The sequence below is a fragment of the Glutamicibacter mishrai genome, assembly GCF_012221945.1.
GTDB classification, from domain to species: domain Bacteria; phylum Actinomycetota; class Actinomycetes; order Actinomycetales; family Micrococcaceae; genus Glutamicibacter; species Glutamicibacter mishrai.
The window spans coordinates 1,468,376-1,483,215 of the sequence record NZ_CP032549.1; the positions used below are offsets into that span (position 1 = coordinate 1,468,376).

The following is a 14,840-nucleotide window of genomic DNA, read 5'->3' on the forward strand; positions in this document are numbered from 1 at the left end:
TTAGCGCAGCACCACGGTGCGCGAACCGTCGAGGAAGACACGGTCTTCGCAGTGCCAGCGCACCGCGTCGGACAGGGCCTTGCATTCGGTGTCGCGGCCTGCGGCAACCAGGTGTTCCGGCTCGTAGCTGTGGTCGACTTCCTGGACGCGCTGGGTGATGATCGGGCCCTCATCCAGCTCGCTGTTCACGTAGTGCGCGGTGGCGCCCACGGTCTTCACGCCGCGTTCGAATGCCTGGTGGTACGGCTTGGCGCCCTTGAAGGACGGAAGGAAGGAGTGGTGGATGTTGATGGCTCGTCCGCTGAGCTTGCGGGTGAGGTCATCGGAGAGGATCTGCATGTAGCGGGCGAGCACCACCAGGTCCACGTCGAAGCGGTCCACCAGTTCCATCAGCTTGTCTTCGGCCTCGGGCTTGGTCGCTGCGGTGACTGGTACATGGAAGAACGGAATGCCGTTCCACTCGACCTGCTGGCGATGATCCGGGTGGTTGGAGACCACCGCAGCGATCTCCACCGGCAGTTCGCCGATGCGGGAGCGGAAGAGCAGGTCGTGCAGGCAATGGCCGAACTTGGAGACCATGATCAGCACGCGCTTCTTCTGGCCGGCTGGGCGCAGGCCCCACTTGGCCTCGTGCTCTTCACCCAGGCCCTTGAGGTTGGATTCGAGCTCGGCCATTTCCGCGGCGTTGTCATCGCTGGCCGAGATTTCGAATTCGATACGCAGGAAGTAGGTGCGTGAACGCTGGTCGTCGTGCTGCTTGAGTTCGCGGATGTCACCGTGGTGCTTGAGCAGCAAACCGGTGACTGCATGCACGATGCCTGGGCGTTCGGCACAGGTGTATGTCAGGACGTATTTGTTGTTCGGTTCGGTCATCGTGCCGCTCCTTGCATTCGCCGAGTTAGCGCTAGCTTCGCCATGGCTCGTGGTGGTCATTGAGAACAAATATGGTGGCGTGGTGTGATCGTCGGGTCGCAAGCTGTCATCCAGTGAGTACTTGCTCCGCTGCTGCTTGCCACCCGAAGACCCTTGTGATCCCCTGCTTTCAGTGAGCCTGAAATCCCGATCAAGAGTCTGATATATCAATAGCTGATCACAATACTATGTGTGTGCCAGCACAGCGTCAACAAGATTTCAAAGGAGATTTTTAAGTTCTTCCCGCACCCTGCATTTCGGCGCAAATCTGCACCAGAATGCGCCGACATCGCGGGGCACAATCACCCAATACGCTCTCAAGCGATACCCTGTCACTATTGCAAGTGAGATTTGAACAGTGAAGAAAGCGATTTTTCATGCCCACGGACTTCTCAAGCACCATTTCGGAACAAGGCTCCATGGCTGACCGAGCCTACTCGGCCCTTCGTGACCGCTTGATGCTGCTGGAAATCGCTCCAACCCACCCGATCCACGAACCGCAGCTGGCCGAGGAACTCGGTGTAGGACGCACCCCGATGCGCGAAGCCCTCAAGCGCCTGGAAACCGACCACCTGGTGGTCTCCTACCCTCGCCGCGGCACCTTCGCCACCGCAGTGGACTTCCATGAACTGAACTACATCTCAGAAATACGCCAGGTCCTTGAACCTCTGGCCGCCCGCAATGCCGCGGCCAACAAGGACCCCGAGATCCGCGCCCAGCTGGCCAGCTATCTGGAGCGGATCGATGAACTGGATCCCGCCCTGGACCAGCGTTCCCTGCTGCTGCTGGATATCCAGATGCACCGGCTGATCTACAAGGCCGCTGGCAATAAGCACCTGGAGGAGACCCTGGTGCGCCTGGACAACTTGGTGACGCGTATCTGGTGCCTGGTCATCGATCAGATGCCGCCGATTGCCGAACACATCAAGGAGCATTCGGCCATGTTGCGCGCGATCCTGGATGGCGACGCAGATCTGGCCGCCGAGCTCGTGACCAAGCACGTCACTCACTTCGAGCAGACGCTGCGCAGCGCCCCTTAGCCCGAAGGCCAAAGGGCGCTGCTAACAGTCCTTATTACTTGCCGGCACCTTCCGGTTCCAGATCCGTATCAGGCTCGGACGCCGCTTCGGAAGCCGGCAGGATCACGGGCTCGCTGCCCGCCACCTGCACAATCGGCTGCTCCGAGGTCATCAGGCTGAAGTGCTCGCCGGCGTGGCGGTCAATGCCTTCATCCACGGCCTGTTCCAGGACCTCCTGGGCTACCTTTTCACGCAGCACCAGCGGGTCATGGCTCAAGTCCTTCCAAATGGCCACGCAGAGCAGCAACATCACGAGCACAAACGGCAGGGCCGAAACAATCGTGATGTTCTTCAGGCCATTGAGCGCTTCGGCCGGGTGATCACCGCCGGCCAGCAGCATCACCGCGGCCACTGCGCCCACCGAGACGCCCCAGAAGATCACCGACTTCTTGGTGGGCTCCTCGGCACCTCGTTCGCTCAGTGCGCCCATCACGATGGAGGCCGAGTCGGCGCCGGTGACGAAGAAGATCGCAATCAGCACCACGGTCAGGACCATCAGCGCCGTGGCGATCCAGCCCGGCAGGTTCAGGCTGCCCAACAGGGTGAACAGAATGGAGTCGAAGTTGATATCCGGCGCGCCGTCCACCATCTTGGTCAGCGCTTCGCCCATATTACCGCCGCGTTCGGCGCGTTCCTGGATGCCGATGGCTCCGCCACCGAAGATCGCGAACCACAGCAGGGTGACGGCCGAGGGAACCAGCAGCACGCCGGTGACGAACTGGCGGATGGTGCGGCCACGGGAAATGCGTGCGATGAACAGGCCCACGAATGGGGTCCATGAAACCCACCATGCCCAGTAGAAGATGGTCCACGAGGACAGCCAGCTGGCCATGTCCCCGTCACCCGAGGAGGCGGTGCGCGATGCCATCTGCGGCAGGTCCGCGATGAAGGAACCGACCGCATTCGGGATCACGTTCAGGATGAACAGCGTCGGGCCACCGATGAAGACTACCAGGGCCAGCGCCACGGCCAGGACCATGTTGATATTCGACAGCCACTGGATGCCGCGCTCGATACCGGAGACGGCCGAGGCGACGAACAGCGCGGTGAGGATGGCGATGATCAGCACCAGCACCCCGGAACCGACCGAGGACATGATCCCTGCGGACTGGATGCCGCCGCCGATCTGCAGCGCGCCCAGGCCCAGCGAACAGGCCGAGCCGAAGAGGGTGGCCAAGATGGCTAGGATGTTGATGGCCTTTCCGCCCCAGCCGTTCACTGCCCGTTCGCCGAAGATCGAAGAGAACATCGAGGAGAACAGCTGCGGGCGGCCCAGCCGGAAGCTGCCGTAGGCCATGCCCAAACCGACGATGGCGTACATGGCCCAGGGGAACAGGGTCCAGTGGAAGAGCGTGGTGCCCATGGCGGTTCCCACGGCGGCCGAAGTCTGCCCGCCGACGGTTTCCGGTGGCGGAACCATGTAGAAGTACAGCGGTTCGCCCACCCCGTAGAACACCAGGCCGATGCCCATGCCGGTGGCGAACATCATGGAGATCCATGAGACCGTGCTGAATTGCGGTTTTTCGTCGTCCTTGCCCAGCGGGATGCGCCCAAAGTTCCGGGCGGCCACCACGAGGACGAAGATGGTGAATACCGTTGCCGCGATCACGAAGACCCAGCCGGTATTGGTGATGACCCAGTCCAGGGCGGTGGATGCGACGGACCCCAATCCTTCGGGGGAAGCGAAGCCCCAGATGATGAAGGCGAGGGTCAGGATTCCAGCGATACCAAACACCCAATAGTCGGTGCCGCTGTTCAGATACCGTCGCGGCCTTCGTCTTCGTGCCGAATGCAGCTCGCTGACGAGATCTTTGACGGGTTGCTCGGTGCTCTTCATAGCTTTTCCTTCAGTGAGGGGGAATAGGCAGACGCCGGTTGGGTGTGGTCCTCGGCGTGCTGCCGGTGGCTAGATCATGAAAATCCTCATGATGCAGGGAGTCGGGAGGGTCAAGGACCCTAGCCCGGGCTAGAAATGGCAGGCAACCGGCTCCGTTGGCGGGCTTGCCGCAGTTGCTGCGGGGCCAAGGCTTCGCTGCCGTGGCCCCGCAACCTGCTGCAGGCTTAGTGGGCGCGTGCTCAGGCGCCGATCAGACCGTGCGGGTCCAGCACGAACTTCTTTGCTACTCCGCTGTCGAACTCGGCGTAGCCCTTCGGAGCGTCCTGCAGCGAGATCGCCGTGGCGTTCACGTTCTTTGCGATCGAAACCTTGTCGTTCAAGATCGCATTCATCAGGCCGCGGTGGTACTTCATCACCGGGCACTGGCCGGTGACGAAGGTGTGGGACTTGGCCCAACCCAGGCCGAAGCGCATGGACAGCGAACCGACCTTGGCGGCTTCGTCGACTGCGCCCGGGTCTCCGGTGACGTACAGACCCGGGATGCCCAGGCTGCCACCGGCGCGGGTGATCTCCATGATGGAGTTCAGCACGGTGGCAGGCTGTTCGGTGGCTGCGCCGTGGCCGTGGCCGCGGGCCTCGAAGCCCACTGCGTCAATGGCGCAGTCGACCTCTGGAACGCCGAGGATCTGCTCGATCTGCTCGGCAGGATCACCCAGCGCAACGTTGACGGTTTCGCAGCCCATGGCGCGAGCCTGGGCCAAGCGGTCCTCGTTCAGGTCGCCGACGATGACCACTGCGGCGCCCAGCAGCTGCGCCGAGGTGGCGGCGGCGATGCCCACCGGTCCGGCACCTGCCACATAAACGGTGGAACCGACGGTCACCCCGGCACCGATGGCACCGTGGTAGCCGGTCGGGAAGATGTCAGAGAGCATGGTCAGGTCGAGGATCTTTTCCATGGCCTGGTCGCGGTCCGGGAATTTCAGCGCATTCCAGTCGGCGTAGGGAACCAGGACGTATTCGGCCTGGCCGCCAACCCAGCCGCCCATGTCAACGTAGCCGTAGGCGGAGCCCGGACGGTCCGGGTTCACGTTCAGGCAGATGCCGGTCTGGCCGGTCTTGCAGTTGCGGCAGCGGCCGCAGGAGATGTTGAAGGGCACCGAGACCACGTCGCCGACCTTGAGGAATTCGACGTCACGGCCGACTTCCACGACTTCGCCGGTGATTTCGTGGCCGAGGACCAGGCCTTCGGGTGCGGTGGTGCGGCCGCGGACCATGTGCTGGTCGGAGCCGCAGATGTTGGTGGCGATGGTCTTGAGGATCACGCCGTGGTGGACTTGGCGTCCGATGTTGGCCGGGTGGACTCCCGGGCCGTCTTTCAATTCGAACTCCGGGTACGGGGTGTCGATCAATTCGACCTTGCCCGCTCCTGCATAACTCACTGCTAAGTTGCCCATGCCAGACCTTTCGCATGAAATATCAGTTGGATACTAATCGGATGTAGGAAAGTCTCCCCATGAGTGTGAGCCATGTCAATAGCCCGGGCGGGTAATCAACCGAAGATGTCGGCAGGCCTGGCGGATCTATCAGTCCAGTTCTTCGGCGGCGCGCTGGGAAATAATCCCCTTGGCGGTGTCCTGCAAGATTTTCAAGGATTCCTCGATCATCGGAGAACCCAGCGAGCCCTTGCGGGTCACCGCGACAATGCGGCGTGAAGGCTTGGCCACGCCGGTGATGCGGCGGCGCACCACATTGTCCACATTGCCCAAGGTGGCCAGCCGCGGCAGCAGCCCGACCCCGAGCCCGGCGCCGATGAAGGCGATCATGGTTTCCCATTCCACTGCCTCGTGGGCGATATGCGGGGTCACGCCCAGCGAGGTGAAGGCGGCGACAAACAGCGCACGGTACACCGACTGCTCGGATTCGGTGATCCACGGGTCCTCGGCCAGCTGCTCCAGGGACACCGACTTGTTCATCGCCAGGCGATGGTCGGCCGGCAGCACCACATCCAGCGGATCATCAAGCAGCACCGTCTGCTCGAAGCGGGCCTGCACCAGGGTGCCGGTCTGCGACTGGCTGGCCACGATCACCGCCAGGTCGATGCGCTCGGAGAGCAGCAGGTCCAGGCAGCGCTGGGGCTGGGCCTCGACCAGGCGCACTTCCATCTCCGGCCGGCTGGTGCGCAGCTTCGCGGCCAGCGGGGCGAGCAGCTCGGCCGCGGCGGTGGAAAAACCGCCCAGGCCGAAGCTCGACTGCAGCTGCCCGGAGGCAGTGCGGGAGGAGGCCATCAGCAGCTCCCACTGCGTCACAATCGAGTCCAGCCCCGCCACAAAATGCCGGCCGGTGGCGGTCAGCCGCACCCCGCGTCCGTCCTTGACCAGCAGCTCGATACCGAGGGTGCGTTGCAGTTCGCGCAGCTGTGCCGAGACCGCCGAAGGTGAATAGCCGGTCAGTTCCGCGGTTCGCGCTACATTGCCGGTGGAAGAGAAGACCCTGAGGGTGCTGATGCGTGGATCGATCATGCAATTATTCTGCACGATTACATCCAAAATCTTGCGCTTTTCATGGACACTAATTCTTCCTAGTCTCGATGCATGCGGTTGATCATCCTGGTGATCCAGTTCACCGCCTAACCACATCTCAAAAAGCGCCTCGGCGCTGTGTTTCTAGGAGTAACAGATGACTGCTTCGGTAAGTGCCGCGCGGAGCACACGCGGCAAACTCTCTTCGACAGTTCAGGACCAACAGCTCGCCGAGATTACCGAACTTTTCCAGAACCGGCGCAAGGGCTACTCCCTGGAAGCACCGTTCTACACCGACCCATCCATCTTCAAGGTGGAGATGGAAGCCATCTTCGGCACCCACTGGCTCTTCGCCGCCAGCGTGGCCGAAGTTCCAGAGCCAGGCGACTACGTCACCTTGGACTACGGGCCGCACTCGCTGATCGTCCTGCGCAACGACGACGGCGGAGTCAACGTCCTGCACAACGTCTGCCGCCACCGCGGCGCCCGGGTGCTGACCGAAAATTCGGGCAGCACCGGCAACCTGGTCTGCGGCTACCACTCCTGGACCTACTCGCCCGAAGGCGATTTGATCCACGCCTCATCGCCAGGCGAAATCGACTTCGACAAGAACTGCTTCGCCCTCAAGCGCGCCCACGGCCGGATTGTCGCCGGGCTGATCTTCGTCTCCATCGCCGCCGAGCCACCCACCGACTTCGACGAGGTCTCGAAGATCTTCGAGCCATACCTGGCCCCGCATGACCTTGGCAGCGCCAAGGTCGCCTACCAGCAGGACATCATCGAAGAAGGCAACTGGAAGCTCGTGATGGAGAACAACCGCGAGTGCTACCACTGCGACGGCCACCCGGAACTGGCCTGCTCGCTGTTCCCCACCTGGGGCCTGACCGACGAGCTGGTCCCGCCGCACCTCGAAGAGGTCTGGGAGCGCAACAAGAACGCGCAGTCGGCACTGGAAGAACGCTGCCGCCGCTACTCACTGCCCTACGAGGTCGTCGAGGAGCTGGATACCCGCATCGCCGGCATCCGCATCTCCCGCGAATCCCTGGACGGCGACGGCGAATCCTTCTCCGCCGACGGCCGGCGCCTTTCCAAGAAGCTGCTCGGCGATCTGCGCGACTTCCGCCTGGGCCGCTGCTCCATGCACCTGCAGCCCAACTCCTGGTTCCACTTCCAGTCCGACCATGTGATCACCTTCGCCGCCTACCCGATCAACGAGCACCAGACCCTGGTGCGCACCACCTGGCTGGTGGCCGATGACGCGGTGGAAGGCCAGGACTACGATCTGGAAAAGCTGACCTACACCTGGAAGCAGACCAACCTGCAGGACAAGGCCTTTGTCGAGCTGTGCCAAACCGGCGCCGGCAGCCCCGCCTACCAGCAGGGCCCGTACATGAAGAGCGAATACCAGGTCGAGGCCTTCATCAACTGGTACACCCAGCGCGTGCTGGAGCACCTGGCATGAACAAAGGCACAACCGTCGTAGGCACCTCCACCGCGCAGCGCATCCGCGGACTGGAAATGCCATGGAATCGGGTGCTGCGCAGCACCGAGCAGCCGGCGAACGCCGCCAAGGCTCTGGGCCCATGGCACCCGCAGGAATTCTTGGCCGAGTGCGTGCAGAACATCGAGGAAGCCGGCGGGCTGATGACCTTCGTCTTCCGCCGCCTCGACGGAGCGCCCCTGGCCTTCCGCGCCGGGCAGTACCTGAACATCGCCTTCCCGGTCTACGGCGAAGGCGAAGAGACGGTGGACCGCAGCTACTCGATCTCCTCGGCTCCAACCGTGCCGTGGACCTTCAACGTCAGCATCAAGCGCGATCCCAAGGGCCTGGTATCCAACTGGGCGCATGAGAACCTGCGCCCGGGCATGGTGCTGGATATGCTCGGACCGGTCGGCGCCTTCCACCTAGGCGACTCGGACCGCCGTGCCCGCTACCTGTTCTTGGCCGCCGGCGCCGGAGTCACCCCGATCATGTCCATGGTGCGCACCATCCATTCCCTGCCGGGCCAGGCCGATGTGATCGTGCTCTGCCACGGCACCGTGCCCGGGGACTTCCCCTTCTGGCAGGAACTGGAATACATCTCCAAGGTCGATACCCGGATCAAGGTGTTCTACTCGCTGGGCGACCGCGAGAAGCCCAAGAGCTGGAAGGGCTACACCGGCCGGCTCTCGGCGCAGATGATCGACGATGTCGCCCCGGATGCCAACGGCCGCAAGGTCTTCGCCTGCGGGCCGGAAGGCTACCTGAACTCCGCCACCGAGCTGCTGCGCCAGGTCGGCGTGGATGATACCTCGGTATTCATGGAGTTCTTCTCGGGCGACCGCAAGACCCTGCTGGAATACCAGCAGGAAATCGTGCTCGCCGAGTCCATCGCCGAGGAAGTGGCCGAGTCGGTGGAGGAGTTCTACGAGAGCCAGCCGCCAGAATTGGGCATGTACGAACCGGAGTACGACGAAACCGGCACCATCGAGGCCGTGGGCCAGGAGCTGATCGCGGTACCCGCCGATGCTCCGATCCCGCCGCCCGAACCGGCCGGCGAGCAGCTGCCGCCGGATACCTCCGGTTACCAGACCGTGGGTGAAGGCAGCATCACCATGAGCTTTGTGCGCACCGGGATCAACGTCAAGATCAACCCCGAGGACAAGATCCTGGGCGCGGCCAAACAGGCCGGAGTGCGCATCGCCGCCAACTGCCAGGAAGGAATGTGCGGCTCGTGCAAGGTCGTCAAGCTTTCCGGCGAAGTGAATATGAACCACCAGGGCGGCATCCGCGCCCGTGAAATCACGGCCGGGAAATTCCTGCCCTGCTGTTCCACCGCCCAATCAGATCTGGTCATCGACGCCTAGCCGTCGCCCCCCATAGCCACCCAGTATTAAAAGGAGTCACCATGTCCCCCGCTTCCCCTCGGGTCATCATCATTGGTGCCGGCATCGTCGGCGCCAACTTGGCCGACGAACTGGCCCTGCTGGGCCACACCAATACCCTGGTCATCGAGCAAGGGCCACTGAACATTCCCGGCGGATCCACCTCGCATGCTCCGGGCCTGGTGTACTCCTCCAACTCCTCGAAGTCGATGACGGAGTTCGCCCAGTACACCATCAAGAAGCTCAGCTCCCTGATCGGTGCCGACGGCACCAGCTCCTTCCTGCCGGTGGGCGGACTGGAAATCGCCACCACCGAGGACCGCCTGGCCGACCTGCACCGCCGTGCCGGCTGGAACCGCTCCTACGGGGTCGAGGCCGAGGTCATCGATGCCGAGGCGTGCCTCAAGAAGTTCCCGATGCTCGCCGAAGGCAAGGTCTTGGGCGGCCTGTACACCCCGGGCGACGGCCTGGCCTTGGCCGCCAAGGGCACCGCGCTGGTCATGGAACGCGCCAAGGCCGCGGGCGTGGAATTCCGCGACCGCACCATCGTCACCGACATCGAGCAATCCGGTGGTAAGGTCACCGCGGTGATCTGCGGCGAAGAGCGCTTCGAAGCCGATATCGTGGTTTCCTGCGCCGGCTTCTGGGGCCCGAAGATCGGCGAAATGGTCGGCACTTCCATCCCGCTGCTGCCACTGGGCCACCAGTTCGTCTGGACCACCCCGGCTCCAACGCTCGCCGGTGTGAACGAGCTGCCCAACGGCGCCAGCCGCCCGATTCTGCGCTACCAGGACCGCGACCTCTACTACCGCGAATGGGGTGACCGCATCGGCATCGGCTCCTACGCGCACCGCCCGATGCCGGTGAACCTGGACACCCTCAAGACCTACCGCCCGGAAGAGATCACCCACGAACGCATGCCGTCCTCGCTGGACTTCACCCCCGAGGACTTCGCCGCCGAATGGGAAGCCACCCAGGAGCTGCTCCCGGATCTGCGCAACACCCAGATCCAGCGCGGCTTCAACGGCATCTTCTCCTTCACCCCGGACGGCGGCTCACTGGTCGGCCAGTCCAAGGAAGTGGACGGCTTCTACGCCGCCGAGGCCGTCTGGGTCACCCACGCGCCGGGCATTGCCAAGGCCGTGGCCGAACTGATCCTCACCGGCACTTCCAAGACCGATCTGTCCGACTGCGATCTGAACCGCTTCGAGGACGTGCAGAGAACCAAGGAGTACGTCAGCGAGACCTCGCAGCAGAACTTCGTGGAAATCTACGACGTCCGCCACCCGCTGGAACCGCGCACCAAGCCGCGCGCCGTGCGCACCTCCCCGTTCTACTCCCGCCAGCAGCAGCTCGGCGCGTTCTTCCTCGAAGGCACCGGCTGGGAACGCCCGCACTGGTACGAAGCCAACGCCGCGCTGCTGGACCAGCTGCCGGCCGAATGGGCCGCACCGGAACGCGATAGCTGGTCGAACAAGTTCCACTCGCCGATCGCGGCAGTGGAAGCTTGGAAGACCCGCACCGCGGTGGCCATGTTCGACATGACCCCGCTCAAGCGCGTCGAAGTCACCGGACCGGGAGCCGGAGAAATGCTCCAGGGCTTGACCACCGCGAACATGCTGCGCGCCCCGGGCATGGTCAGCTACACCCTGCTGCTCGATGCCGCCGGCGGCATCACCAGCGATATCACCGTGGCCCGGCTCTCCGACGAGGTCTACCAGGCCGGCATCAACTCGAATGTTGATGTCGCCTACCTGAACCGCGAGGCCAAGAAGTTCAACGCCGCCAACCCCGGCAAGTGGGTCGCCGTCCGCGACATCACCGCTGGCACCTCCTGCATCGGCTTGTGGGGCCCGCTGGCTCCAGAAGTGATGGCCAAGGTCACTGACGATGACATGAGCAACGAGGGCCTGAAATACTTCCGCACCAAGCAGATCTCGATCGGCGGCATTCCGGTGACTGCCATGCGCCTGTCCTATGTGGGCGAATTCGGTTGGGAGCTCTACGCATCGGCGGATGTCAGCGCCAAGCTCTGGGACGTGCTCTTCGAGGCCGGCCAGGAGCAGGGCATCATCGCCGGTGGCCGCGAGGCCTTCAACTCCATGCGACTGGAGAAGGGATTCCGCTCCTTCGGCACCGATATGACCAGCGAGCACGAACCGGAACAGGCCGGCCTGGGCTTCGCGGTCAAGGCTGCTAAGACCGTGGACTTCGTGGGCAAGTCGGCCCTGGCCGAACGCGCCGCAGCCGCCACCAAGCGCCTGCGCTGCTTGACCGTTGATGACGGTGTTTCGGTGGTCATGGGCAAGGAGCCGGTATACGTGGACGGCAAGGCTTCGGGCTATGTCACCAGTGCCGCCTACGGCTACACGGTGCGCAAGCCGATCGCCTACGCATGGCTGCCTGTCTCGGTAGAGACTGGCGATTCGGTGGAAATCGAGTACTTCGGCCAGCCGATCGCCGCCACCGTGGTTGACGATCCGCTGTACGACCCGCAGATGGACCGCCTGCGCGGATTGTCGCTGGCCAGCACGGCCAGCTAGCGGCTAGCTAGCGGCTAGCTAGCGGCTAGCTGCGAAAAGGCCGGGCGGCTGTTCACCCTGAACTGAACAGCCACCCGGCCTTTGCGCTGCCTGGATCACTGCTTGCCGGGCCGAAACGATCAGGATCGCTTACCACGCCCGCCCGATCCTACAAGATGCGTTGCACCACTGCTCTTGGATGTGCTAATTGCCAAGGCGATTTTCCGGGCATCACCAGCGCCGGGTTCTCAGGAAGCACCCAGCTTGGCATCGATGCTCCAGCGGCTTCTAGTACCTTGCTTATCTGGAAGGCGGTGCCAGCCGGCACCACCGGAGCACCGTGAAACCGAGCAGAGGAGAAATCTCCATGGGCATTCTAGGATGGATCGTTTTGGGACTGATCGCCGGAGCTATTGCCAAGGCCATCAAGCCCGGGCAGCAGGGCGGCGGATGGATCGCGACGCTGCTCTTGGGCATTGTCGGCGCGCTCGTTGGCGGATGGATCGGCTCCGCGATCTTCAACGTGGGAATCAACCAGTTCTGGTCGCTCTCGACCTGGCTGCTGGCTATTGGCGGCTCGCTCGTTGTCCTGGTCATCTGGGGCTTGCTGACCCGCAAGCGCGCCTAGCTATCACGACATTGACCGCGGGCGCGCCCTTTGAAGGGCGCGCCCGCGGTCAATGCTGATCCAGAATTCTTCGGTCCACCGCACGGCCTAGTCATGCGGGTCCGACTGCGTCTCGCGGCCCGGCCGCGGCCCGGATCCCGGGGGCCGACTCGAGTCCTCGGCTGCCGCTGGTTCCTCACGGCTGTGCTCGTTGACTTTTTCGAGCAGGCTTTGGACTTCATTGGCTCGGCCCGCCCAGTACTCGGGTTCCAGGCCAAGTCCGTTGGACGCTTCCTCGGCCATATCCGTGAATCCATTGCGGTGGTCTTCGAGCGCGTTGTTGAGGTCTTCGAACTCGTCATGGCTGACACTGACTTCAATGCGCCTGCGTGGCATTGACATCACCCTCTCTCATGTAGTCACCTATTTCTGCTGGGCTTCAACCTACGCATCCAGCACAGCTTGAGCATCCGCTTCAAGGTTTTCTCCAGAATCGGCCAGGGAACCTTGGCCAGGGGGCCGCGGCCGCTGTCCGGCCCTAGGAAGATGCTAGGTTGCTCCCGGGGACATCGCGAAGCTCTTGATCGCGCTGCGCCGCATGACCCAGATCAACGTCATTCCATTCCACGCTGGCTATGAGGGCATGCAGGAATTTTGCTGCTGCCTTTCGCTCTTCTGCGTCGAGCCCATCAACCGCAGACATCATCCGCTCATGCATCTGCTGCAAAGTTCCGCGGACCTCGGTATCGCTGTACTGGGTTGGGATAATGCCCACCGATCTGCGGTCTGCCGGATGCATGACCCGTTGCGCGTACCCGTCGCGGCAGAGCCTGTCGATCAGGGCTGAGACTGAGGCATTGGATATGCCGAGTTTCTCGGCGAAATCACGCTGACGCGGCACTTCGCCCTTTCGGTGCGCTCCCAGCAAGAAGCGCAAAGCAGTCATGTCGGTCTCGTTCATCCCCATAGATCCGCGGGTATTGGCGCGCATGGTCCGCTCTGCATCGCGATAGCGTCGCATGAGGTTCAGCAAGTCGACGGCCTCCGGAGCCGACTGGTCGTCACCATACCAATATCCACTCGCCTCATAGCCGCTCATGAGAACTCCTTTCGTCGGATACGAGCACAACGCCCGAGGAATCTGAGGGTCTCGCGCTCCTCACTTCGAAATCCCGGCTTGCCTTTTCTGAAAAAAATAATGTAGCCTATCTAATAGTTAGCCAGTCTACATATATTCTACTACGAAAAACTGACCAGTGCCGGAGCACAAGATGAAAGAGCAGTTAGCAGTTTCCGCAGATAAGAAAAACGCAGGCAACAACGCGTGGGCGGCGAGGATGCGGGATATAGCATTCTTCGGGACACAGCAATGCGAACTCCAGAGCACCGTTCATTCGGCGTTCTGCACTATCCAGGGAACCCCGGAAAAGCTGGTCGTCAACCTGGCCTGCACAGCAAAGAGCGAAGAACACGTCACGGCGCTGATGCAGTACGTCAATGACCACCTGTTGCCGCAGATGGAGCAGTCACTGGGTATCCAGTTCGAAGTGCGCAACCTGCAGTTCGCCGTGGCCGGCCGGGAGAATCTTTTGCCGCAGCCAGAACGCCTGCACGGTTCCGGGCACTGCGCCGGCTGGTTGGACGATCCCTTCGCAACCCCGGCTCTGACCGCCACCGAAGGCTTCCGGCCAGAGACAGGAGGGACACACGCAGATTTGAGCATGGCCTAGTGCAGCACCATGGCCACTGTGGATCACTCGATGGTCCACGAAAACCGGGCCGGTCGATGATGCTCAGATGCATCGCAACAAGGCCCTGGGATGAACCATATTCACTGAGGAATGCAAGAAGGGGAAGTATCTACAATGCCAGGCCGAATTGCTAGAACCCAGACCGCCGTGAGGGTCGCCGATTTTCTCGCCACCCGTGAAGGCAAGTCCCATTTGGCTTCATACGGCTGGGCACCGGGAATGCCCATCGTGATGGCCCGCTCCAGCGAACCGCTTAATGACGTGATGGCGATGGTCTCCATCCACGGACAAGCAGTACTGGTCGCCATGCTCGATCCCCGCAGCGACGAGCTGCGCATGCTCCACATCACCACCCCGCAATCGGCGCTGCGCGTCGTTGCCCCCTCCCCTGCCACGGTCACCATCGGAGAATTCTTCGACCGTCTCAGCTCGGTGACGATTGCCGAGTTCCGCGTGAAGTTCTGGCAAAACACTGCCGTAGCCCACGTTGTCCCTTCTTGCCATGCCATGCAGGCGCCGGGCTTCGCGGGCAAGCGCTACCAGTTGCCAGACCCGCGGCAAGCCCTGGCATCCACTGGCGCAGAATAGCCAATCAGCCTTTTCCAGATAGCCGTCGTTGGACAGCTCCAGATCCGGCAGAGACAGGATCTGCCCAACCATGATTCTCTGCAGAACGATTGACAAGCGGGCCCACTGGCGGGTGGCGCGAGTGGTCCCAGGCCAAGCAGCAGCCAGCACTCAAAAGAGC

General features: G+C 62.7%; 13 protein-coding genes. 7 read left to right on the top strand and 6 right to left on the bottom strand.

Annotated elements, in window-relative coordinates; translation table 11 throughout:
* Complete coding sequence (purU, locus tag D3791_RS06965) at nucleotides 1-873, bottom strand: formyltetrahydrofolate deformylase (protein ID WP_172511720.1); 873 nt, start codon at nucleotides 871-873, stop codon at nucleotides 1-3.
* Nucleotides 874-1,289: 416 nt separating this feature from the next.
* Between purU and D3791_RS06970 the strand changes: the two genes are divergently transcribed.
* Nucleotides 1,290-1,952, top strand: coding sequence for a GntR family transcriptional regulator (locus D3791_RS06970; protein ID WP_172511721.1), 663 nt, complete (start codon nucleotides 1,290-1,292; stop codon nucleotides 1,950-1,952).
* Between the two features lie 34 nt (nucleotides 1,953-1,986).
* Here D3791_RS06970 and D3791_RS06975 read toward each other — a convergent pair whose 3' ends face one another.
* From D3791_RS06975 to D3791_RS06985, 3 genes are all read right to left on the bottom strand, one after another.
* Nucleotides 1,987-3,828: a BCCT family transporter gene (locus tag D3791_RS06975; RefSeq protein ID WP_172511722.1), complete on the bottom strand. Its 1,842-nt coding sequence runs from the start codon at nucleotides 3,826-3,828 to the stop codon at nucleotides 1,987-1,989.
* Between the two features lie 239 nt (nucleotides 3,829-4,067).
* Nucleotides 4,068-5,282, bottom strand: a complete 1,215-nt coding sequence (gene fdhA, locus D3791_RS06980; protein WP_022875794.1) for a formaldehyde dehydrogenase, glutathione-independent — start codon at nucleotides 5,280-5,282, stop codon at nucleotides 4,068-4,070.
* Nucleotides 5,283-5,411: 129 nt separating this feature from the next.
* Nucleotides 5,412-6,347 carry a LysR family transcriptional regulator gene (locus D3791_RS06985; RefSeq protein WP_172511723.1) on the bottom strand — a complete coding sequence of 312 codons (936 nt, stop codon included), beginning with the start codon at nucleotides 6,345-6,347 and terminating at the stop codon, nucleotides 5,412-5,414.
* Between the two features lie 157 nt (nucleotides 6,348-6,504).
* Between D3791_RS06985 and D3791_RS06990 the strand changes: the two genes are divergently transcribed.
* The 4 genes from D3791_RS06990 to D3791_RS07005 all read left to right on the top strand — a co-directional run bounded on the left by D3791_RS06990 (nucleotide 6,505) and on the right by D3791_RS07005 (nucleotide 12,362).
* Nucleotides 6,505-7,809, top strand: a complete 1,305-nt coding sequence (locus D3791_RS06990; protein ID WP_022875796.1) for an aromatic ring-hydroxylating oxygenase subunit alpha — start codon at nucleotides 6,505-6,507, stop codon at nucleotides 7,807-7,809.
* Nucleotides 7,806-9,194, top strand: a complete 1,389-nt coding sequence (locus tag D3791_RS06995; protein WP_172511724.1) for a flavin reductase family protein — start codon at nucleotides 7,806-7,808, stop codon at nucleotides 9,192-9,194. Before D3791_RS06990 ends, D3791_RS06995 begins: the two co-directional genes overlap by 4 nt.
* 41 nt (nucleotides 9,195-9,235) lie before the next feature.
* Entirely contained in the window at nucleotides 9,236-11,755 is a 2,520-nt protein-coding gene (locus tag D3791_RS07000; protein WP_172511725.1) for a GcvT family protein, read from the top strand.
* A gap of 346 nt (nucleotides 11,756-12,101) precedes the next feature.
* A complete protein-coding gene (locus D3791_RS07005; protein WP_022875799.1) occupies nucleotides 12,102-12,362 on the top strand; it encodes a GlsB/YeaQ/YmgE family stress response membrane protein in 261 nt (86 codons plus the stop codon).
* An 87-nt stretch (nucleotides 12,363-12,449) separates the two neighbouring features.
* Here D3791_RS07005 and D3791_RS07010 read toward each other — a convergent pair whose 3' ends face one another.
* Entirely contained in the window at nucleotides 12,450-12,737 is a 288-nt protein-coding gene (locus D3791_RS07010) for a hypothetical protein (RefSeq protein WP_022875800.1), read from the bottom strand.
* Nucleotides 12,738-12,879: 142 nt separating this feature from the next.
* Complete coding sequence (locus D3791_RS07015) at nucleotides 12,880-13,440, bottom strand: MarR family winged helix-turn-helix transcriptional regulator (protein WP_172511726.1); 561 nt, start codon at nucleotides 13,438-13,440, stop codon at nucleotides 12,880-12,882.
* 172 nt (nucleotides 13,441-13,612) lie between these two features.
* Between D3791_RS07015 and D3791_RS07020 the strand changes: the two genes are divergently transcribed.
* Nucleotides 13,613-14,071, top strand: coding sequence for a hypothetical protein (locus D3791_RS07020; RefSeq protein WP_172511727.1), 459 nt, complete (start codon nucleotides 13,613-13,615; stop codon nucleotides 14,069-14,071).
* Between the two features lie 135 nt (nucleotides 14,072-14,206).
* The gene (locus tag D3791_RS07025) at nucleotides 14,207-14,680 is read left to right on the top strand and encodes a hypothetical protein (protein WP_216847366.1); all 474 of its coding nucleotides are present in this window, start codon (nucleotides 14,207-14,209) and stop codon (nucleotides 14,678-14,680) included.
* Nucleotides 14,681-14,840 lie beyond the last annotated feature (160 nt).

What these genes read in the sequence shown, in the direction of transcription:
- purU (WP_172511720.1), bottom strand. Translation starts at nt 873, where the DNA reads ATGACCGAACCGAACAACAAATACGTCCTGACATACACCTGTGCCGAA.
- D3791_RS06970 (WP_172511721.1), top strand. Translation starts at nt 1,290, where the DNA reads ATGCCCACGGACTTCTCAAGCACCATTTCGGAACAAGGCTCCATGGCT.
- D3791_RS06975 (WP_172511722.1), bottom strand. Translation starts at nt 3,828, where the DNA reads ATGAAGAGCACCGAGCAACCCGTCAAAGATCTCGTCAGCGAGCTGCAT.
- fdhA (WP_022875794.1), bottom strand. Translation starts at nt 5,282, where the DNA reads ATGGGCAACTTAGCAGTGAGTTATGCAGGAGCGGGCAAGGTCGAATTG.
- D3791_RS06985 (WP_172511723.1), bottom strand. Translation starts at nt 6,347, where the DNA reads ATGATCGATCCACGCATCAGCACCCTCAGGGTCTTCTCTTCCACCGGC.
- D3791_RS06990 (WP_022875796.1), top strand. Translation starts at nt 6,505, where the DNA reads ATGACTGCTTCGGTAAGTGCCGCGCGGAGCACACGCGGCAAACTCTCT.
- D3791_RS06995 (WP_172511724.1), top strand. Translation starts at nt 7,806, where the DNA reads ATGAACAAAGGCACAACCGTCGTAGGCACCTCCACCGCGCAGCGCATC.
- D3791_RS07000 (WP_172511725.1), top strand. Translation starts at nt 9,236, where the DNA reads ATGTCCCCCGCTTCCCCTCGGGTCATCATCATTGGTGCCGGCATCGTC.
- D3791_RS07005 (WP_022875799.1), top strand. Translation starts at nt 12,102, where the DNA reads ATGGGCATTCTAGGATGGATCGTTTTGGGACTGATCGCCGGAGCTATT.
- D3791_RS07010 (WP_022875800.1), bottom strand. Translation starts at nt 12,737, where the DNA reads ATGCCACGCAGGCGCATTGAAGTCAGTGTCAGCCATGACGAGTTCGAA.
- D3791_RS07015 (WP_172511726.1), bottom strand. Translation starts at nt 13,440, where the DNA reads ATGAGCGGCTATGAGGCGAGTGGATATTGGTATGGTGACGACCAGTCG.
- D3791_RS07020 (WP_172511727.1), top strand. Translation starts at nt 13,613, where the DNA reads ATGAAAGAGCAGTTAGCAGTTTCCGCAGATAAGAAAAACGCAGGCAAC.
- D3791_RS07025 (WP_216847366.1), top strand. Translation starts at nt 14,207, where the DNA reads ATGCCAGGCCGAATTGCTAGAACCCAGACCGCCGTGAGGGTCGCCGAT.